Source organism: Nocardia sp. JCM 34519.1 (assembly GCF_020361265.1).
Classification (GTDB): domain Bacteria; phylum Actinomycetota; class Actinomycetes; order Mycobacteriales; family Mycobacteriaceae; genus Nocardia; species Nocardia arthritidis_A.
Map to the genome: position 1 here is coordinate 64,616 of NZ_JAIRBR010000005.1, position 20,711 is coordinate 85,326.

20 protein-coding genes are annotated in these 20,711 nt (G+C 67.4%); 17 read left to right on the forward strand and 3 right to left on the reverse strand.

The window, feature by feature from the left end:
• The first annotated feature begins 73 nt into the window (after positions 1-73).
• Genes LGY53_RS14855 through LGY53_RS14865 form a run of 3 tightly spaced genes read left to right on the forward strand, consistent with a single transcriptional unit; the run spans position 74 to position 3,786 of the window.
• Positions 74-1,279 carry an amidohydrolase family protein gene (locus LGY53_RS14855; RefSeq protein ID WP_225727275.1) on the forward strand — a complete coding sequence of 402 codons (1,206 nt, stop codon included), beginning with the start codon at positions 74-76 and terminating at the stop codon, positions 1,277-1,279.
• A gap of 13 nt (positions 1,280-1,292) precedes the next feature.
• Entirely contained in the window at positions 1,293-2,909 is a 1,617-nt protein-coding gene (locus LGY53_RS14860; RefSeq protein WP_225727276.1) for an FAD-dependent monooxygenase, read from the forward strand.
• Between the two features lie 19 nt (positions 2,910-2,928).
• Positions 2,929-3,786 (forward strand): NmrA family NAD(P)-binding protein, encoded by an 858-nt coding sequence (locus LGY53_RS14865; RefSeq protein ID WP_225727277.1) that lies wholly within the window; start codon positions 2,929-2,931, stop codon positions 3,784-3,786.
• Positions 3,787-3,952: 166 nt separating this feature from the next.
• Here LGY53_RS14865 and LGY53_RS14870 read toward each other — a convergent pair whose 3' ends face one another.
• On the reverse strand, positions 3,953-4,669 hold the full coding sequence (locus LGY53_RS14870; protein WP_225727278.1) for an ankyrin repeat domain-containing protein: 717 nt from the start codon (positions 4,667-4,669) through the stop codon (positions 3,953-3,955).
• 311 nt (positions 4,670-4,980) lie between these two features.
• Here LGY53_RS14870 and LGY53_RS14875 point away from each other — a divergent pair, with 311 nt between their 5' ends.
• From LGY53_RS14875 to LGY53_RS14895, 5 genes are all read left to right on the forward strand, one after another.
• On the forward strand, positions 4,981-5,511 hold the full coding sequence (locus LGY53_RS14875) for a hypothetical protein (protein WP_225727279.1): 531 nt from the start codon (positions 4,981-4,983) through the stop codon (positions 5,509-5,511).
• 75 nt (positions 5,512-5,586) lie between these two features.
• Entirely contained in the window at positions 5,587-6,036 is a 450-nt protein-coding gene (locus LGY53_RS14880; RefSeq protein WP_225727280.1) for a hypothetical protein, read from the forward strand.
• A gap of 238 nt (positions 6,037-6,274) precedes the next feature.
• On the forward strand, positions 6,275-6,991 hold the full coding sequence (locus LGY53_RS14885; protein WP_225727618.1) for a GNAT family N-acetyltransferase: 717 nt from the start codon (positions 6,275-6,277) through the stop codon (positions 6,989-6,991).
• A gap of 22 nt (positions 6,992-7,013) precedes the next feature.
• Entirely contained in the window at positions 7,014-7,904 is an 891-nt protein-coding gene (locus tag LGY53_RS14890; RefSeq protein ID WP_225727281.1) for an AraC family transcriptional regulator, read from the forward strand.
• A 59-nt stretch (positions 7,905-7,963) separates the two neighbouring features.
• Positions 7,964-8,434, forward strand: a complete 471-nt coding sequence (locus LGY53_RS14895; RefSeq protein WP_225727282.1) for an SRPBCC family protein — start codon at positions 7,964-7,966, stop codon at positions 8,432-8,434.
• A gap of 53 nt (positions 8,435-8,487) precedes the next feature.
• Here the strand turns inward: LGY53_RS14895 and LGY53_RS14900 are convergent, their stop codons facing one another.
• Together LGY53_RS14900 and LGY53_RS14905 are read right to left on the reverse strand one after the other, a co-directional pair.
• On the reverse strand, positions 8,488-8,829 hold the full coding sequence (locus LGY53_RS14900) for a DUF2087 domain-containing protein (RefSeq protein WP_225727283.1): 342 nt from the start codon (positions 8,827-8,829) through the stop codon (positions 8,488-8,490).
• Positions 8,830-8,942: 113 nt separating this feature from the next.
• A complete protein-coding gene (locus tag LGY53_RS14905; RefSeq protein ID WP_225727284.1) occupies positions 8,943-9,467 on the reverse strand; it encodes a hypothetical protein in 525 nt (174 codons plus the stop codon).
• A gap of 405 nt (positions 9,468-9,872) precedes the next feature.
• On the opposite strand from LGY53_RS14905, the gene LGY53_RS14910 reads away from it, so the two are divergent.
• From LGY53_RS14910 to LGY53_RS14950, 9 genes are all read left to right on the forward strand, one after another.
• On the forward strand, positions 9,873-13,700 hold the full coding sequence (locus LGY53_RS14910; protein ID WP_225727285.1) for a helix-turn-helix domain-containing protein: 3,828 nt from the start codon (positions 9,873-9,875) through the stop codon (positions 13,698-13,700).
• A 204-nt stretch (positions 13,701-13,904) separates the two neighbouring features.
• Complete coding sequence (locus LGY53_RS14915; protein WP_225727286.1) at positions 13,905-14,921, forward strand: helix-turn-helix domain-containing protein; 1,017 nt, start codon at positions 13,905-13,907, stop codon at positions 14,919-14,921.
• 99 nt (positions 14,922-15,020) lie between these two features.
• Positions 15,021-15,446: a minor capsid protein gene (locus tag LGY53_RS14920; RefSeq protein ID WP_225727287.1), complete on the forward strand. Its 426-nt coding sequence runs from the start codon at positions 15,021-15,023 to the stop codon at positions 15,444-15,446.
• Between the two features lie 25 nt (positions 15,447-15,471).
• Positions 15,472-15,942, forward strand: a complete 471-nt coding sequence (locus LGY53_RS14925) for a phage tail tube protein (protein WP_225727288.1) — start codon at positions 15,472-15,474, stop codon at positions 15,940-15,942.
• On the forward strand, positions 15,939-16,370 hold the full coding sequence (locus LGY53_RS14930; RefSeq protein ID WP_225727289.1) for a hypothetical protein: 432 nt from the start codon (positions 15,939-15,941) through the stop codon (positions 16,368-16,370). Before LGY53_RS14925 ends, LGY53_RS14930 begins: the two co-directional genes overlap by 4 nt.
• Positions 16,367-16,579, forward strand: a complete 213-nt coding sequence (locus LGY53_RS14935; RefSeq protein WP_225727290.1) for a Gp15 family bacteriophage protein — start codon at positions 16,367-16,369, stop codon at positions 16,577-16,579. The genes LGY53_RS14930 and LGY53_RS14935 overlap by 4 nt, the downstream gene beginning before the upstream one ends.
• A 12-nt stretch (positions 16,580-16,591) precedes the next feature.
• On the forward strand, positions 16,592-18,508 hold the full coding sequence (locus LGY53_RS14940) for a hypothetical protein (RefSeq protein ID WP_225727291.1): 1,917 nt from the start codon (positions 16,592-16,594) through the stop codon (positions 18,506-18,508).
• On the forward strand, positions 18,508-19,380 hold the full coding sequence (locus tag LGY53_RS14945; protein WP_225727292.1) for a phage tail domain-containing protein: 873 nt from the start codon (positions 18,508-18,510) through the stop codon (positions 19,378-19,380). Before LGY53_RS14940 ends, LGY53_RS14945 begins: the two co-directional genes overlap by 1 nt.
• Before the next feature lie 17 nt (positions 19,381-19,397).
• Entirely contained in the window at positions 19,398-20,687 is a 1,290-nt protein-coding gene (locus tag LGY53_RS14950; RefSeq protein WP_225727293.1) for a hypothetical protein, read from the forward strand.
• Positions 20,688-20,711 lie beyond the last annotated feature (24 nt).

The following is a 20,711-nucleotide window of genomic DNA, read 5'->3' on the forward strand; positions in this document are numbered from 1 at the left end:
AGACAGCGCAACCCTGGCGGTTCTTCGCCAGATCGGCGGACAAGGGCCGAGCGTCGGCGCTTCTGGAGGACTCATGTCGACTTTTATTACCAACGCGCGGATCTTCGACGGCGAACATGTTCGTTCGGAGCGGACCGTGGAGATCAGGGCAGGCGAGATCGTCTCCCTCGGGCGGGCGCCGTCGGGTGACGCCGAGATCGTCGACGGCAATGGCGGGACGCTGCTCCCGGGCCTGATCGACGGTCATGTGCACACCTCGTTGGACGGGCTGCGGCTCGCCCGCGTCTTCGGTGTGACCACGGAACTGGAGATGCAGGGTTATTGGACGCCGTTGCAGCGCAAAGAGATCGATGCGGACGATGATCTCGCCGATGTGCGCTCGGCGCTGCTGGGGTTGATGGCCGATGGCGGCCACCCGCGGCAGTTCATCGACGATCTGGACGAACATCCCGCCGGGGCGGGGTGGGCGCCGCCCTCGGTATCGACCCCCGATGAGGCGGTGGCCCACGTCCGGGCGATGGTCGCCCAGGGAGCCGACTACATCAAGGTCATGATCGAAGAGGGCACGGTCCTGGGCCATCCCGGCCTGCCGCTGATCGATGTCGACTCGCTGCGGGCCGGAGTAGCCGAGGCGCACCGGCTCGGCAAACAGGTGATCGCGCACGCGATGACGCTGGCGGCCACCTGGCAGGCGGTCGAGGTCGGCGTGGACGGTCTCGCGCATCTGTTCATCGACCTGCCGCATACCGACGAGATCGTCTCAGCCCTGGTCGCCGCCGATATTTTCGTCACCCCGTGCCTGGTGGTCAGCAACTCGGTGATGGGTGGTAGCGGTCGAGAACTGGCCGACGATCCGCGGGTGAGCTCGCGATTGCCCGAGCCGTGGCTCGCGGCGCTGCGCGGCAGTTTCGACAAGTACCGGGCGGGTGATCTGGACGTCGTGCTGGCGAGCGTCGCCGCACTGCACGAGGCGGGCGTCGACATCATCGCCGGCACCGACGCATCCATCCCGCTGCCCTCGCACGGCGGTGTCGCACACGGTGCGAGCATCCACCACGAACTCCAGCTATTGGTCGCGGCCGGACTCACCCCGATCGATGCGCTGCGGGCCGCAACCTCGGTCCCCGCAAAGCGTTTCGGCCTGGACGACCGCGGCCGGATCGCGCCGGGCGCACGCGCCGACCTCGTCCTCGTCGATGGCGACCCGACAACCCGGATCGATGACAGCCTCTCGCTCCGCGCCGTATGGCGCAGGGGCACACCGCATTTCGAGAAGTGAAGGAGTAATCGCCATGTCCGGCAACACGATCACTGAGTCGACACCCGTCCTGATCGTCGGCGGCAGCCTCGTCGGGCTGTCCGCCGCCGTCTTCCTCGCCTGGCACGACATACCCGTCGTCCTGGTGGAGAAGCATGCGGGCAGTTCGCTGCATCCCCGCGCGATCGGGTACACCACACGCACGCTCGAGCTGTTCCGGGCCACCGGTATCGCGGTGCCCGAATCCCTCCAGGGCATCAGCGCGCCGCGGCGTGCCCGGGTCGAGAGTTTGGCAGGCACCTGGTTCGAGGAGTATCCGTGGACACCCGGCGGCGAGCAGCCGGATATCGAATATTCGCCCGCCCATGCCACCGCCATTCCACAAGACCGCCTCGAACCCATCCTGCGCCAGCGCGCCACCGACCTGGGCGCCGATCTGCGGCCGCGCACCGAGTTGATCGGTTTCACCCAGGATGACGACGGGGTGAGCGCGATCTTGCGCCGTCGCGACGACGGTGTCGAATACCGTTTGCGGGCACAGTATTCGGTGGCGGCCGACGGCGCGGACAGTCCCATCCGCGAGGCGCTCGGCATCGCCCGCAGCGGCGAAGGGCTGCTTTCGACGCAGCGCAGTATCTTGTTCACCGCACCCATCGATCACTATCTGGAGCGCGGCGTCGTCCAATTCGAGGTCGAACAACCGGATTTCAAGGGTTTCCTCACCACCTACTCCGACGGGCGCTGGGTCCTCATGCTCGGCGACGACCTCGACCGTGACGTCGAGGAGCAGCGGGAGCTGGTGCGAAAAGCGATCGGCCGCAACGATATTCCCATCGACCTGATCACCACCGGTCGTTGGCGGCTTGCCGCGTTGATCGCCGACCGCTTCGCCATGGGGCGGGTATTCCTGGCCGGGGACGCCGCCCACCAATTACCGCCCAACCGTGGCGGATTCGGCGCGAACACCGGCATCGAGGACGTGCACAACCTGGCCTGGAAACTCGCCGCCGTCCTGCGCGGCCAGGCCGCGCCCGCTCTGCTCGACACCTATGACGCCGAACGCCGCGCGATCGCGAATCTGCGGCACGAACAGATCTTCGCCCGCGCCGATTACAAGGCATATCTGAAGACCCCCGAATCGGAGGCCCCGATCCTGGACGATATCGCCATCGAACTCGGCCAGCTGTACCGCTCGTCCGCCGTCATCGGCGCGGGATCCGACCTGCCGCCTGCGCAGCGCCCCGATCAATGGTCGGGTCAGCCGGGTACCCGTGCACCACACCTGCGAATCCAGCTGGGGGACAAGGAGATTTCGACACTGGATCTATTCGGCCACCGCTGGGTGCTGCTCTCGGCGGACGAGCGCTGGTCCGCCGCCGCCCGCGCGGCCGAGCGAGTGGGCGTGCCGACCGCCTTCGTGCACCTGGGTGCGGATGTGAAACCGTTGGAGTCCAACGCTTTCGAAGACACGTACGGCATCGAGGCCACCGGCGCCACCCTGGTGCGCCCCGACGGCTATATCGCTTGGCGCAGCGCCGCCGCTCCGCTCGACCCCGTTGCGGCATTGACGGACGTGCTCCGTCGAGTTACCGGGCTCGAATCCGCGACAGGGCGATCGGACGCGGATGTCCTGCCGGTTTCACGCGGATAGTTGCGAAGGAGAGATAGCAATGGAATTCACAGGCATGGTCCTCATCACCACTGCGGGCAAGGTCGGTTCGGCGGCGGCGCTCGTGCTCGCGAAACGCGGTGTGCCGGTGCGGGTTATGGCCCGCACTCCGGAGAAAGCCCGGCACCTTGCCGAGGCGGGAGCGGAGGTCGTCGCGGGTGATCTGACCGTTCCGGCGAGCATCGATGCGGCGCTGCGCGGAATTTCGAGTGTGGTGCTGGTCAGCCCCGCGATCCCGGCCCAGGAGATCGCGGTGGTCGACGGCGCGGTCCGGGCCGGTGTCGCGCACATCGTGAAGATCACCAGTGACTCCGCTCCGGACTCGCCGATCGCTCGCCGCCGCGGCCAGGCCGAAATCGAAAACGCGCTGATCGCCTCGGGACTCGGCTACACATTGCTGAAAAACAACGCCTATATGCAGAACTTCCTCATGCTGGCCCCCGCGATCGCCGCGACGAGCAGTTTCGCCGCGTCGGCGGGGGAGGGGCGGATCGGTATGATCGACGCCCGTGACGTCGGCGCGGTGGCCGCCGAGATCGCCACCGCGCCAACCGATCACGCGGGCAAGACCTACTGGCCCACCGGTCCCGCTACCCTCTCCTACACCGACGCGGCGGCGGTACTGTCGAAGGTGCTGAACCGCCCGATCACCTACCGGCCCCAGACGATCGAATGGCAGCGGCAGGCCTTGATCGACGCCGGACTTCCCGCCGCCGTCGCCGCGGACAACGCCTTGGCGCTCAGCCTCTTTGCTCAGGGGGATGCGGACTACATCACCGATGACGTGCCGACCATCGTCGGCCGCCCGGCCCGCACCTTCGAACAGTTCGTCACCGACTACGCCGCGGCTTTCTCGTGAACCACCTTGTGCGGTACCGGCATCCGTGTGCCGTCCTAACCTCGAACTCGGCTTGCCTTCTCCGCCGGAGCGCGTTCCTCTGCCTCGATGGCGAAGAGTAGGCGGTTACCGGGTGGGACCGGGCAGATGGGAGGCTGCCGCTTCGGTTTCGCGTTCTCGGTGCGTTCTAGCTTCGGCGCACACCCAGCCCCTCGAGCCACGCGATCAGGTTGTTGCGCTGGGTGCCGTGGCCGGATGCCACATCGAGCACCGAGCCACTGCCGTAGTCCGGAGTGAATGCGAGATCGGCGCCCAACCCGACGACCAGTTCGGCGGCCCTGCGTTGGCCGCCGGCGCAGGCGTGCCACAGTGCTTGATTCAGCGCCGCCGCGGTGGGCGGCGGATCGGTGTTCGCGAGTTCTTCGAGGCGGTCGAGCAGCCCGAGCGCTGCCGCGTGCCAGAGCTTGTCGACGCGAGCGCCGCGGGCGACCAGGAGGCGCGCCACATTCCAGCAGCCGTATCCGATCGCGTTGTCCAACGGCGTCCCGATCGATCCGTCGGCGGCTTCGATATCGGCGCCGTGGTCGATCAGGACGCGGGCCACGGCTTCGTCGTCGCTGCTCGCGGCCCAGTGCAGTGGTGTCTCGCCGGTACCGTCGGTGCCGCGCGAATCGATGTCGGCGCCTGCCGCGATCAGCAGCTCGGCGATGCGGGGGCCGTTCGGAAAGTATCCGGGCCAATCGGTCACGATATGCAGGGGCGTGCGGGAGCCGCCTTTGCGGTCGAGCAAGCGGGCCGACGCGAGTGCGGGTTGCTCGGCGAGGAGGCGCCGCAGCGCGGCCAGGTCGCCACCGTGGATCGCGGTGGTCAACTCCACGGCGCGCGAGTCACCGGCTGGCAACATCGGCCCTGGCGTATCCGCCGTCGACATCACAAGCAGAACCTACAAGCAACCACGGAAAAGTAAAATACGTCGACCGCTACGTGCTGTTGCCTCGGCTCGGCCGTCCTGCGGGGCGCGCGGGGTGTTGCGTTTGTGTGCAAGAGTCCAACTCTATTGCGCGGCAAGGCGATTGTCGTTCACACACCTTCGAATGCAATGAAACCTTGGCGAGCGGGTTCGGTAGCATTCAGCCTCGTCGGGCGAGTCGGCGGGATTCCGGCGAAGCATTATTTATCTTGCGAGGGGGCTGGCACATGGGACACGGTCTCGGGATGCGCGTTGCTCGGTTGCGGGCGCTGATCGATCATCCCAATACCGGCGTGTCGGAACGTGCGGCGGCGCAGCGGATGCTCGATCGGATCTTGGCCGAATCCGGCGCCGGAATGCGGGGTGGGGCGGCCGATCAACGGATTTACGGTGCGCGATTCGAGCGGGCCGGTCGGCATGCGGATCTGGAGCGCATAGTCGAGATGATCCACGCGGACATCGTCTTCGCGCGGACCTTCTCCGCCGCGGGTGCGCCGACCGAGCTCGCATTGATCAGCCCACTTCGTGACTGTCCCGAAGAGATTTCCTTTTCCGTAGAAGCGCCGTTCGACGGGCGGATCGTCATCACCATCGAGGGCGTGCCGCAGGCGTGGGGATGGATTCGCGACGCGGGTGTGGACAGTGTCAGCCCGAGGTTGCAGGCGTTGGCCGACGAACTGGCGGAGATCCTGAACGGATACAACTACGATGGCGCCGACGTGGGCAAGCGGTTCTTCGGCGGCGTTCGAGTCGGTGACGTCACGCTGGTCTGGTAGCCGCTATTCGGACTCACGTTGTCGTGCAGGTGATTTCGCTTGTCGATTCACTGATGCTGTGCTTACTGTGGCTCTATGGCGTCCATCTTGGTCGAAGATCTTCCCGCTATGGCCTACAACCTGTTTCGGCGGCGGGCCCGGGTGGCCGGCGTGTCGGTCGTCGAGCAGGTGCGACAAGAATTGATCACGCTGGCCAGGCGGCGCGTCCCCGTCGACAACGTGGTGGACTTCATCGAGCAGAATTCCGCGCGTGCCCCGCAGGCGGAGATCGACGAGGACGCAACGGCATTGGTCCGCGTCTACGATCTGCCCGTCGATGCCTGGAACCGGCTGTGCCTGCGGGCGGCCGTGTCCGGTGTTCCGGTGAGCGACTATGTGCGACACGAGATCATCGTGCTGTCCCGTCGGACCACGCTCGACGACGTGATGTGGGAGTTCGCCGAAGCGCAGGACGCGGATCCGAGTCTGGACATCGATCTCGAAGCGGTTCTCGCGGCGGCACGCTACGCGCGCGCTCTCGACTGAACACTGATCGGCACCGCCGCGCGGATTCCGTTGGTGGCAGGCATTTTCGCGGGATTCGGCACAACCATAGGTTCGTTGTCGCCATGGGGAACTCGCGATTAATTGGGATGCGCCTCCGATCCCGTTTCGAGAGTATGGCGGCATGGATTGGAGTTTCACCGGAGATGCCACGGAATTTTTGGCGGCGGCGGGCGAGTTTCTGCGGTCCCGGCCTGCCGAACACAATGTGGCATTGACCGTGAGCGCGACCGTTGCCGCGGGCAATGGGCCGCAGCATCCGCTGTTCGGCTGGTTGTCGCGCGGTGGTCGGGTCGGCGGAGCGATCGTCCATACCCCGCCGTTCGCGCTCGGCCTGTTCGGGCTTGCCGCCGCTGACACCCCGGAGTTGGTGGCGGTGCTGAACGCCGCCGGTCGGGATTTCGATCATGTTGTCGGGCCGGTCGGTGTCGTGCGGGCCTTCGCCGAGGCCGCGCGGCGCGAATCCGAGGTCGTCGATCAGCAGTTGCTCTACCGGTTGGGTGGGCTGGTGGCGCCGCGCCCGACGGCCGGGCGGGCTCGGCTCGCTCAGCAGTCCGACCGGGCGGTGCTGGAGGATTTCACCAAAGTATTCGCGGATGACAACGGCTCGGCGTTCGATCAGATCGGTGAGCGCCTCTCCTACAACGGGATCTGGTTGTGGGAGGTCGATGGGGAGCCGGTGTCGGTCGCTTCGCTCTCGCGCAGCGTTTCCGGCATCGTGCGGGTCGGGTTGGTGGCCACCCCGCCGGAACATCGTGGACACGGCTATGCGGCCGCGGTGACGCACCACGTGTCGCAGGCCGCGTTGGACGCCGGGAACCGGGAGGTGCTGCTGTTCACCGACCGGTCGAATCCCACGAGCAACGGTATCTACCAGCGGTTGGGTTATGAGGTCGTCGAAGAGCAGATCCGAATGCGGTTGGGCGCAACCCATTAGGGCGGTCGGTAGCCTCGGCCGTATGGTGTTCGACTCCGCGCGTTTGGATCTGCGGCCCTATACCGGTTTCGAGATGGATCGCTACGTGCGGCGGACATACTGCAGTTGGGAGGACGCGGGTTGGGGGTCGCTGCTCGTGCAGCGGTTCGACCATGCGCCGATCGCCGAGGATATGGCGCTACCCGCGGCCGCGGATCTGCATCTGGTGCTGCCGGTCGCCGGGCGAGGAGTGCTCGAGACGCGAAGCGGCGGGCGGTGCACCCGCTCCGCCTGGCTGCCGGGACGGCTCGACCTGAGGCTCCCCGATCAGCCGGTGCTGCGCAGCTATCGCTGCGACGGGCCGATGCGCAGCGTGCAGGTCCACATTCCCCGCGGCGCCGTCGATGCGACCGCCGAGCAGTTGGGTGGTCGCGCGGTGGACTTCGAGGCCATCGCCGCGTCGTTGGCGGCGGGAGATCCGTTGGTCGAGGCGGTTGTTCGCGCGCTGAGTGCACCCGGCGACGCCGATGACCTCTACGCCGAGTCCGCCGCGGCCTTTCTGAGCATGCATCTGCTCACCCGCCATGGCCGGTCGGCGTCGCCCGAAACGCCGGTGCGCGAGGACAAACGCGTCGACGCGGCGGTGGCGATGATGCGTGCTCGGATAGCGGATCCGGTCACCCTGGCCGATATCGCGGGCGAGGTGCACTTGAGCGTCTTCCACCTCGTGCGGGTTTTCAAGGAGGCGACCGGGGTGACGCCCTACCGCTACCTCACCCGGCTACGGATCGAGGAGGCCAAACGGCTGCTACGCGATACCGAACTCACCATCGCCCAGATCGCGTCGCGGTGCGGATTCAGCAGCCCGGGTGCCCTGTCGACCGCATTCGTGCGGCACGCCGGAGCTCGCCCCTCGGCGTATCGCAATTGTTGATCGCGGCACGGCAATCTCGAGTATGGGAGCGCTGCCGACCAGCCTTTAACGTCTTGTACATGGTCGAAACCCTTTCGTACGACGTCACCGCGGTATCGGCCGCGCCACCCGCAGCGGTGTGGGGTTTGTTGCTCGACGCGCGGAGCTGGCCCGAATGGTCGCGGCTGGACGCACTGGAATCCGCTCTGTCCCACGATATCTCGCCAGAGGGGCGAGACGGCGTCGGGGCGACCCGAGCCTTCCGCACCGGGAAGGTGGTCACCAAGGAGCGCATCACCTCCCTCGACCCGCTACGCCGGTTCGCCTACGAGGGCGTCGAGAATCCGCATATGTCGGATTACCGGGCCGCCGTCGAATTGCGGGAGACCCCTGAGGGTGGAACGCACATCCATTGGCACGGTACATATTTCGCGCGCGGGGGGATGCGCTGGTTCTTCCAGTGGTATCTGCGTCGCTTCATGCGGTCCATGGCGAAGGGACTGGCCGAGTACGCCGCCACTCCGGATGTTCTGCGGACCTATCGCGGTTGACCGGACCGTAGCCGTTGGCCGCCAACCGATCTCACGAACATCCGGCCGAATGGTCAAGCGTCGGCGGACTGTTCGGTGCCGGGCAGCCAGTAGCGGGCGCCGTCGCGGGTGCGGTCGAGGCGGCCGGTCTCGACCAGGTAGCGCCGCAACGCGACGTGATCATCGAAGACGGCTGCCAGACGCCGGTTGACCTGCCCCTCGGAGTAGATGACATTCGGTTCGAACGACGTGCGGGCGATATGGCTGAGCAGCTTCTCCCGCAACATGCGATTGCGGGCCCGCATCGTCGGCATCGACATCAACCGGCCATCGCGATAAAGACGGTCGATGGCCGGATCACTGCTGCCGCTACCGCCACCGGGCCGGGGCCGAACCGGGACAGCTCCCTTACTCATGCTCCCAATGTCACGCTCCGACGCGTCCGGCGCAAACGAATTTCGGATCGGCCAGGCGGCGCGGCGAGGGGGCGAATCACGCGACGGGACAAGGTGATTCGCCCCCCGCGGGATCAGCCGATGACGCTGGTCCAGGGCTGCATCAGCTCGTCGTAGACGCTCTGGTCGAATTTGCCCTGGCCGACGAGGTCGGACAGGACGGCGGCGGAGGCGGCCTGGCCGACGGCGGTGAGCGTTCCGATCGAGCCGAGCGATTGCATGGCGGCCGCCAGATCGCCGGTTCCGGAGCCGGGGGAGATGGCCTGTCCGGCGACCAGTCCGGCGAGTTGGAGGTTGCGCGAGCGGCCGAACTGTTTGGCGGTGTCGGCGGCGATCTGCATCGGTTGCGGATTATCGGCGGACTGGCCGAGGTTCGACAGCAGGTTGGCCAGCCCGCCGAGTCCGCTTTGACCGGCGGCGCCGGTGAGCGCGCTCATACCCGCCTCCATCTTCTTGGCGGCCGCCGCGTTGAGCCGTTCGCGTTCGTCGGCGGTCAGTTGGGCGGCGCGTTCGATCAGGGCCACTACGGTCTGCCATTGCGGGCCGTAGAGGTACTCCAGATGGAAGACGGCGCCGGGGTCGTGCGAATTCGTGTCCACGTCGACTCCTTGCATCGGTTGTTCGAATGACCGGGCAAATGTCGAATTATCGGAATACCGGCGCGGTGATGAGCGCGCCGATGCGGAGCATAGAGCTCCACCGGTTTGCGCCGAGCGTGGTGCGGGCCCGGAAAGGGCCGATGATCTTGATTTTATCGCGGTCGCGCCGTGGGCAGAACAGTGGGCCGGATGCGCAGGGCCGCGCACCGACGCGCCCGGCAGTTCCACCGCCGCGCCGGGCTCGGGGTGGAGGGCGCAGAGCCGATGATTCGGCGGCGGGCGGCAGGTCGGGCGATGGTCGAATCACCGAGCCCGCAATAGTCGGGTCCGGGGAACGGCCCCGGAATCGGGTTGGATTGCACCATCATTGACATGATCGAGTTCGATCGGCGGTAGGGAGCTGGGATGCCGCGTCCGGAACGGCCGTTGGCAGGGGATGGTCCGCAGGTGCGGTTCGCCGCGGAGTTGCGGCGGTTGCGGGTGGCGGCGGGGAGTCCGCCTTACCGTGAATTGGCCAGGCGCGCACACTATTCGGCGGGGAGCCTGTCCGATGCGGCGGGTGGGCGGCAGCTGCCGAGCCTGGCGTTGACGCTGGCCTATGTGCGGGCCTGCGGCGGCGATGTCGCGGAGTGGGAGCGGCGCTGGCACACCGTGGCCGCAGCGGTCGCGGCGGCGGAGCACGATACCTCGCCGGAGGCGGTTGCCGCCGAAAACGGCGGTGCCGCACCGTATGTCGGGTTGACGGCGTTCCAGCCCGAGGACGCCGACCGTTTCTTCGGACGCCGTGAACTGATAGACGAGCTCGCCGAACAGCTGACCCGCCACCGCTTCGTCGCCGTCTTCGGCGCCTCTGGCGCCGGTAAATCCTCGCTGTTGCGGGCGGGCCTGATTCCCCGGCTGCGCGCCGAGGCCGAACCGCCGACGCTGGTGCTGATGACGCCGGGCGCACATCCGTTGGAGGAGTGCGCGATTCAGTTCGCCCGCCCGTGCAGTACCACTCCCGGCCCGCTGCGCGACGAATTGGCCGCCGAGCCGCGCGGATTGCATCGCTTGATCCGGCAGGCGCTGGTCGACCGATCGTCCGCGGCCGAATTGGTGTTGGTGGTCGATCAATTCGAGGAGGTGTTCACCCTCTGCCACGACGCGGGCGAGCGGATCGGATTCATCAACGCGCTGCTCACCGCCGCCGAGGTCGATGGCAGCCGGTGCCGGATAGTGATCGGGGTGCGCGCCGACTTCTACGCGCACTGCACCACCATCCCGGAATTGGCGGCCGCGCTGGCCAGGGCGCAGGTGGTGGTCGGCCCGATGACCACCGATCAGCTGCGCCAAGCCATTGTCGGACCGGCGACCGCGGCGGGTATCGCGGTCGAGGGCGCGCTGCTCGCCACGCTGATCGGGCAGGCCACCGGCCAGGCGGGCACGTTGCCGCTGCTGTCGCACGCGCTGCTGGAGACGTGGCGCCGTCGCCGCGGAAATACCTTGACATTGAACGGATTCCAGGCCACCGGCGGAATAGACGGCGCGCTGACGAAAACCGCGGAGGCCTGCTACGGCGGGCTCACCGAACGGCAGCGGTCGGTAACCCGAAACCTGTTGCTGCGCATGACCGCACCGGGTGCGGGTACCGAGGACACCAAGCGCCGCATCGCCCGCGCCGAACTCGACGGCGCCGATCCCGATGTCGAGATCGTGCTGGATCGCTTGGCCAAGGCGCGTTTGGTGACCCTGGACGCCGATACCGCCGAGATCGCGCACGAATCCCTGATCCGCGCCTGGCCGCGGCTGCGCGGTTGGCTGGCCGAGGAGCGGGAGGGGTTGCGCATCCACCGGCAGCTGACCGAATCCGCCGCGGCCTGGGCCGAACTCGGCGAGGAACCGCATGCCCTCTATCGCGGCACCCGGTTGGCCGTCGCCGCCGACTGGGCCGCCAATACCGCCATCGAACCGACGCCGCGGGAACGCCGATTCCTCGACAGCAGCCTGGCCGCGCAGGCGGCGCGGCGGACGGCCGCCGCGCGCCGAACCAGACGCCTACGCCAGTTGCTCGCACTGCTCACGGTGTTGTTCCTGGTCTCGGCCGGCGCGACCGTATTCGCCGTGCGCGCCGAGCGGACCGTCACCGGGCAACGCAATATCGCACTCTCGCAAAAGGTTTCGGCCGACGCCGACGACCTGCGCGGCACCGATCCGGCATTGGCCGCGCAGCTCGGGCTCGCCGCCTACCGGCTCGCGCCGACCACCGAGGCCGCCAGCGGCGTGCTGGAGACCTTCGCCGCCCCGTACGCCACCCGGCTGACCGGCCACACCGCGCACGTCGACTACGTGACGGTCAGCCACGACGGCAAAACCATGGCCAGCACCTCCCAGGACCACACCACCCGCCTGTGGGATATCGCCGATCCGGACCACCCCGCGGCCCTCGACAGGATCACCGCCTACGGCGATACGGTCGGCCGGGCCGCGTTCGCACCCGGGGACCGGATCCTGGCCACCCCCAGCGAGGACGATTCGATCCAGCTCTGGGATCTGGCCGACCGGCGCGCACCGGCGCCGCTGGCGCGGCTGACCGGATACACCGACGTGGTGCACGGCGTCGCGTTCAGCCCCGACGGACATCTGCTGGCCTCGGCGGGCGCCGATCGAATCGTGCGGATCTGGGATGTCGCCGATCCCCGTGCTCCGCACCAACTTTCGGTGCTCACGGGCCACACCGGCGGTATCCGGGCGGTGGCCTTCGCCCCGGACGGCCGCACCATCGCCACCGCGAGTGAGGATCACACCGCCGGGTTGTGGGATATCACCGATCCCCAGGCGCCCCGGCGGCGATCCCTGCTCGTCGGACATGCCGAACCGGTGATGTCGGTGGCCTTCGCGCCCGACGGCCGCACGGTCGCCACCGCGAGCGTGGATCGCACGGCACGGCTGTGGAACGTCGCCGATCCGGCGGCCCCGCTGGCCACCCTCACCGGGCACACCGATTCGGTCCGATCCGTCGACTTCGCTCCAGACGGCCGCGGCCTCGTCACCGCGAGCCACGACCACACCGCGCGCCTGTGGGATATCACCGATCCGCGCGCGCCGAGCACTCTGGCGGTACTCGGCGGACACACCGATTTCGTCACGTCGGCGGCATTCAGCCCCGACGGGAAACGCCTGGTCACCGCCAGCGCCGATCGCACGGTTCGGCTCTGGCAGCTGCCTGGACCGGTGCTGGCCGGGCACAGCGACTTCGTCTTCGGTGTCGCCTTCAGCCGGGACGGCCGCACCATGGCCACCACCAGCCAGGATCACACCGCCCGGCTCTGGGACACCACCGATCCGCGCCGCCCGGCGCCGCTGTCGGTGCTGACCGGCCATACCGACAACGTCTACGGCGCGGCGATCAGCCCGGACGGCCGCCTGCTCGCCACCACCAGCGAGGACAACACCACTCGGCTCTGGGATATCACCGACCGGGCGCATCCGGTGACCGTCGGGGTCGCCACCGGTCACACCAGGAATCCCGATGGCGTCGCCTTCTCGCCCGACGGCCGAATTCTCGCGACCACCAGCGACGATCGCACGGTGCGGCTGTGGGATGTCACCGATCCGCGCAATCCGGTGACCGTCGCCGTGCTCACCGGGCACACCGATGTTGTCTGGTCGGCCGAGTTCAGCCCCGACGGTCATCTGCTCGCCACCACCAGCGATGACAACACCGCACGCCTCTGGGATGTCAGCGATCCGCACGATCCGGTGCTGCTCGCGCGCATCACCGATCACACCAACGCCGTCCGGTCGGCGGTATTCAGCCCCGACGGTCATACCCTGGCCACCGCGAGCATCGACCGCACCGCCCGATTGTGGGATGTCACCGATCCGGCGCATCCGGTGAATCTCGCGGTATTGAACGGCCACAGCGACGGCCTATACGCCGCGGCGTTCAGCCCGGACGGAAACACCCTCGCCACTGCGGGCGGCGATCATACTGTGCGGCTGTGGAACGTTCGCGACCGACGCGACCCGACCGTTCGCGCCGTCCTGAACGGTCACACCGACCGGATCCACCATCTGCTCTTCGCCCCGGACGGCCACACCCTGGTGAGCACGAGCCGCGACAAAACCTTTCGGCTCTGGGAGACCGATGTCGATCGCGCGGCGAAACGCATCTGCCAGATCGCCTATCCGGCCGTCACCCCTGAGGAATGGGGCCGCCACTTCCTCGGTCTGCCCTATCGCCCACCCTGCTGACGTGCAGCGGAAACGGCGCGAGTTGTTCGGAGCCTGTCGTTCGGCATCGGGACGCCGACACCGAACAACTCGGGTCGGATAAACAAGACCCCACGACATCGGCGGTTTTCCGATGTTCGAAGCGAGAACACTGCCGAATCGGGTGGAAACGCCGGGGGTTTCGAGCAACTCCGGTCCGGCATGAACCATGGGAGTGGATGTTTCATGGGGAGGGAGATCATGCGCGGCATTCGGTTGTCGACCGAGGATGTCGAGCCGGCGATCCGCCTGGATTACTGGCGGCGGGTGATGCGCGATCATCTGGTCGAGGTCGATCTGCGCGGCCCGCGGGGTGCGGAGGTGTGCGGGCGGATGGTCGTCGGCGATCTCGGGGCGGTGCGGGTGGTGCACATGCTCAATCCGCCGGGCGAGTCGGCGCGGACGGAGCGGCTGATTCGCCGGGCGGATTCCGATCATCTGGTGGTCTACGTCCATCAAAACGGATACTGCACGATTCAGCAGGACGATCGAGAGGTCCGGTTGCGGCCGGGCGATGTCGTGCTCGTGGATCTCTCGCGTCCGTACTACTTACGGCGACAGGACCCGACTCGGTTCACGCTGGTGCGGATCCCACGCTCGATGCTGCCGCTGACGCCGGCCGCGGTAGCGCGCTCGACCGCCGTCGCGCTCCCGGGCACGTCGGGTGCGGGGGCGATCGTCGGCTGTCTGGTCGGGCAATTGGCGCGCTCGATGGACGATCCCGCGTTGGCCGGCGATGTGCGGTTGTCCGCGGCGGTCGTCGACGTCATGGCCGCGGCCCTGGCCGAACGCGCCGATATCTCCGATGCGGTCGCCGAGCCGGCCCGGCGGACCGCGCTGCTGCTGCGGATCCAGGCGTTCATCGAGCAGCATCTCGCGGATCCGGAGCTGAGTCTCGCCGAAATCGCTGCCGCACACCATATTTCGGTTCGGTACCTGCAGAAGCTGTTCACCGAACACGATGCGACGGTGAGCGGCTGGATCCGCGCGCGACGGCTGGATCGCTGCCGCCGCGACCTGCTCGATCCCGCCCTCTACGGCGAATCGGTGGCCGGTATCGGCTCGCGCTGGGGCTTTTCCCAGCCCGCCCATTTCAACCGGATATTCGCCACCCACTTCGGCGCGCCGCCCGGCGAATACCGTAGGAATACCGTCTTGCGGAATCTCGCCGAATTATCGGGGCATTGTCTGGTGCACGAATAATCAACTCGACAGTGCGCGTCCGGTCGATGACAGCGGTGCCGCGGGGCGGAATGCTGGAGTCATGGAAGTTCGTGAACGTTGCGAAAGCGGGTGCCTTTCATGACGCTGCTGGAGGAGGTCGCGAAGCTGCTCCAAGAATTGGGGCTCGGCGTCTACGAACCGGTGGTTAATCGAGACGTATTCCTGTACGCGCTGCCGCCGACGCCGGACGCCGCTCTGGTATTGACCAGGGCGGGCGGCCGGGAATCCGATGCCCACCTGCCGTATGACGAACCCGTGGTGCAGATCGGGGTGCGCGGACCGAAAACCGGTGCGCCCGACTCCGAATCGCGGGCACAGGCGATTTACGACGCCCTGCACGGACTGGGCGAACGCACCCTCGCGGGCGGCACCCGGCTGGTGCTGGCCGTCGGTACCGACGGCGGCCCGGTCTATCAGACCCGCGACGGCGACGGCCGCGATCAATGGATCGTGAACGTGCGCATGGAACTTTATCGGCCGGGCGGCAATCGCCCGCAGACGTGAATATCCAAGAAAGAAAGTGGCAATCATGGCAATCGGAAAGATAAACGCCCGCGATTTCATCATCGAGGTCGCGAACGACAATAAGGACGTCCCTTCGGGTTGGACCACCATCCACGGGCTCACCTCAGCGATTCCCAATCCTGGCGACCATGAGCAGGTCGTGGAAACCACGACATTCGATTCCGCCGGGAATTACGAGCAGGAAATTGTGCAGCGCGGCGCGTCGCTCGCACTCGAGGGGTTCCTGCTGGTCGACCCGGATACCGGCGCGCAGGATCCGGGGCAGGCGAAGGTGGAAGCGCTCGCGGCCGCGGTGGGCCGAGACAGCCTGTGGCGCGTCCACTTCCGGCACGTCGCGGATAAGCAGTGGAAGGTTTGGCTGGCCACCTTCTCCATCGGTGAACAGGGCGGCGGCAACAACGACAAGGTGTCGTGGAAGGCCACCATCACCCGGTCCGGTGCGTCCACGCTCGTCAACGTCAGTGCCGCGTCGTGAACGGACTGCCGAACAACGAGCCCGCCATCCCCGACGACGAGATCGAGGTCGACTACGACTTCGACGAGGCGTGGCGGGAACGCAAGGCCGCCAGGGTCGCACCGCGCGTGCGCATCCTCGGCAAGGTGTACACCCTCCCGAATTCGTTGCCCGCCAAGCTGATCCTGTTCGCCGTGTCGGCGCGCAAGAACGGCAGGGCGGCCGCCGACGAGGTCAACGCGGAGGAGGCGTTCGACATGCTGTCCGCGCTGCTCGGCGAGGCGAATCTGATCGACATCATGCAGCGCGGTCTGGAAATCGATGACCTGCCCGATCTGCTCGACACCTGTCAGCGGGTCTACCGGGACCGCCAGGAGCGCCCCGGGGGAAAGGGGCAGGCCCCCGCTCTGCGGATAGCGGGGGCGACGGAGAGCACGCCATCCGCATGATCCTGCGCCACTGGCGTCTGCTCTACGCGGACTGGCGCCGGGAGTACGGCCGCGACCTGATGGCCGATCTGGACGACGGCCTGTCGTGGTGGGAGTTCGCCGCGCTGATCGCCGGACTCTCCGCGGACAGCGTGTGGCGTCAGGTCGCGGCCCGCGAACCGGTCGAACTGACCGGCGAGACCGCCCGTGCGGTCATCGGCAATCTGTAAAGGGGTTCAACCATGGCGCTCACCGTCGGTGAGCTCACCGGCACCATCCATCTGGACACCGGCGCCGTCAGCCAGGGTCTGGCGACGCTGCGCCGGGAGCTGGAACAGACCTTCGGCAAAACGCTCAGCGGCCGGACCGGTCCTGCGCTGCAACAACTTCGGACGCTGCTGGCGTCCGCGGTCCGCGACGCGGTGCTCATCGTCGCCAATGCCATCACCACCCGGCTGTCGCGGGCGCTGACCCAGCTCACCCAATTGCTGCGCGGCATGACGGGCCCGATCCTGTTCCTGCACAAGCTGTTACGGGCCTTCCTGCTGCCCACGCTGCTCGCGCTGGCACACGACGGCGCGGGTGGATTCGCTCGGCTGGCCGACGCGTCGCGGCTGGCGGCCGGGCTGATCGCGGCGGATATCGGCGTCATGGTGTTCGGGCTGGACCGGCTGGCCGACCGGGTGCTCGGCACCGCGAACAGCATGATCGTCGCGTGGAGGCTGGCCGTCGGTCCGGTGCCGGTGGTCGCCGCGGCCTTCGCCGGGCTGGCCATCGCCATCGCGGCGAGCTGGCAGTCCGCCGTCGACGCGACCACCGCGGCGTTCACCGCCATCTGGACGACCGTCGACACGATCTGGTCCGCGGTGGTGACGACCGTCCAAACCGGATTGGACACGGTCACCCAAGAGGTCGCCACCGCATGGCAGCTCGTACTGGACACCACCACCGCGCTCTGGGGCGCGGTCACCGACACGATCCAGACGACCCTGGACACCGTCACACAGAACACCGCGATCGCCTGGCAGCAGGTGCTCGACACCACCGTCGCGCTGTTCACCGCCGTGCTCGCCGCGACCGACGAGAGCTGGACGGCCGTCGTCGACACCGTGCAGGCCGCGACCGATGCGGTGAATGCCGTCGTGGCCGCGGCCTGGCAGCAGGTGCTCGACACGACGGTCGCCCTGCTCACCGATATGTGGGCGGCCGTCGACGCGATCTGGACGGCGGTGCTGGCCACCGTGCAGGCGGCGACCGATGCGATCTATGCCGTGGTGGCGGGGGCATGGCAACAGATCCTCGAGCTCACCGCCGCCGACTTCGATCAACTGTCGGCGATCATCGCGGATGCCACCGCCGCGATGCTGGACATGATCCAATCCTGGTTGGACAGCGTGGTCGCGACCTTCCACGACCGGCTCGCACCGCTGCCCGGCATGGTGGAGCAGATCTTCCAGGACATGTCCGCCCGGGTGGCCGGGGTACTCGGCGATCTGGCCGAGAAGGTCGCCGAGCGGGTCGATGACATCGTCGGCAAGTTGCACGAATTCGAGGCGGCGCTGCGCGCCGTCCAAAACGCCGCTGAGGATGCGGCCGCGATGGTCGTCGTGCTGACGGCGGGCATCATCGCGCTCGGTGCGATGTCGGCGCTGTACTCCCCGCTGATCCGGCAGGCAGCGGAGGCGATCCAGGCCATCGCCGACGCCGTGCACGCGGTGGCCGACGCGATCGGGGCCATCGCGGACGCGATCCACAAGATCATCGACGCCGTCACCACGTTCATCGATCTGATCAGCGCGGTCGTCTCGGCGATCAAGGGGGTCGTCGAGGCGATCGGGGCGGTCTTCGACGCGATCGGATCCCTCGCCGATGCGATCCACAAGGTCATCGATGCGGTCGGCGCACTGATCGATGTGCTCGGCAAGGCTTGGAACCTGATCCGGTCCATCGTCGGCGGAAATTCGTACGCCATGAACAGCTACGCGCTGACCGGTGCGATCAGCGCACCGCAACCGCTCGCCCTGGCCGCGCAGAGCCCGTTCGGCGGCCTGAATTCCGGTGGGTCCGGATTCCATATCGAAAATTTCTATGCCACCCCCACCCAGAGCCCGGCCGATATCGCCGCGGAACTGGACTGGATGGCCAGAGGAGGCGGCTGATGTCGGCCGGGGATCTGATTACGGCGGACGGCCAAATCGAATGGCGGGGAACGCTTCTGGGGTCGGCAAGTCCATACCGGATGGTGCGGCTGCAGGGCTGGCAGGATCTCGCCGAGGTACGCGGCCAGGATCTGCCGCGGCCCAATCGGCACGGTCTGTTCCAAGGCACGCAGCTCATGGGCAAGCGGGTGATCACCATGACCTACCTGGTGAAGGGTGTTCCACTGGACGGATTCGGCGCGGTGATCGCCAAACTGCGCGAAATCACCGCGCCCACAGAGCATCCGGTGGAGGAACCGCTCGTCGCCCGGCTCGACAAGCAGTCCTGGCTGGCCAACGCGCGCTGCACCCGCCGCACCATCGATGTGGCCAAGTACTACTCGGTGGGTTACACGACCGGCGCGATCCAGTGGGTGGCCACCGATCCGCGGCTGTATTCGCCGGCCGAGTCGACGGCCCAGACGGGACTGGCGCAGCCCGCGGTCGACGGTCTGGTGTTTCCGCTGCGCTTCCCGCTGGTCTTCGGCACCGGCAAACCCGGCGGAATGCTGTTGGCGCGCAACGACGGTGATGTCGCCGCCTGGCCGGTGCTGGAGATCGTCGGTCCGGTGCGCGGTCCGGTGATCGTGAACCGCGAGACCGGGCAGCGGCTGGTCTTCGACGGCGATTTCACGATCGACGCCGGACAGCGCCTCGTGATCGATACCGATGCGCGAACCGTGCTGCTCAACGGCGTCAGCCGCAATGGTGAATTGCTTACCCGGCAATGGTTTCCGATCCCGGCGCACGGCACGGTGCGGATCGGTTTCACGGCGAGCGCCTACGACCCGGCCGCGCTGCTGACCGCTCGCTGGCGGCACGCCACCATCTGAATCGAAAGGGAGAGTTCATGTCCCAGCACTATTCCTGGGCCGTATCGAGCAGTCCGAACGGGCTGATCACCACCGAGGACGCCCGCCTCGCCACCACCGCACTGCTGCAACCCGGCCCGACCAGCACCAGCAGCGAAACCGGAATACGCGCCGCCGCAGGCGATCCCGGAACCGTACAGGTGGCCGCGGATACCAGCTTCGTCACGGTGCGGCCGTTCCAGATGTTCATGCGCTCTAATCGCGGTGCGGGCAGCTACATCCAGACCTATGACGACCCGACGCCGATCGATGTGCTGAAGCACGCGCCCGCCGCGACGGCGGCCCGGGTCGATCTGATCGTCGCGCAGCAGTCGGATATGTCCTACCCCGGCGACACCGGCAACGGCTTCGCGGTGCGCCACATCCCCGGCGTTCCCGGTACGCCGGGCGATCCGCCGGTATCGGGATCGACGGATTTCGTTGTGCTCGCGCGCATCAACGTCAAGGGTGGCGCCACCGCGCTCACCCCGGACATGATCCAGAACAACAGCCAACTCAAGCGGGTGGTCGCGCTCGGTGGCATCGCACCGGTGCGCACCGCGGACGATCGCCCCGCCATCGCGCAGACCTATAGCGGGCAGACCGTGTACCGCCAGGACCGCGGTTGGCTGGAGATCAGCGACGGCTCGAGGTGGCGGGTGCCGAGCATTCCGGTGTGCGCCTCCTTCGCCGATCTCACCGCGACGATCAAGGATCCGGCGCTCGGTCAGCTGGTACTCAGCGCCGACGACGGCATGCTGTACCGGTGGACCGGCGGCTCCTGGCTCGGCGTAATCGACTGCGGCACAGGGGCTTCGCCGACGGAACGGCATGAGGCGAGATACGAGACCCACGGGCAGGGTCAGCACATCACGGGCAGCGAGACCAGGATCCGCTTCCCCGACAAGGTGTACGAATCCAATGATGTCGTGCACGACGAGACGTTCGGCACGTTCACGCTCACGCGCGGCGGCCTCTGGCGGATCACGACCAGTCAGCGTCTATTCGCCGCCGGTCCGGGCGGAGACGGCGGTGTCGGTGACGATTTCGACAAGAATCTCTACGAAAGCTACATCGCGATCGTCGACGCGTCGAATTACGGCATCCGCTACGCCAATGCGAATCACGATCAACGGCGGAAGGTGCCCGCCGCGCTGAATTGCGTTGCCGAGAACGTCTTTCCGGCGGGGACCCAGCTCAGCGTGATCATGTGGACGTCGGTGCCCTGCGATCAGGACACGAGCTGGCCGAATATCAACAACATCACGTTGACCTGGTTGAGGCCGTGACATGTCGGTGGCCTCGGTTCATAC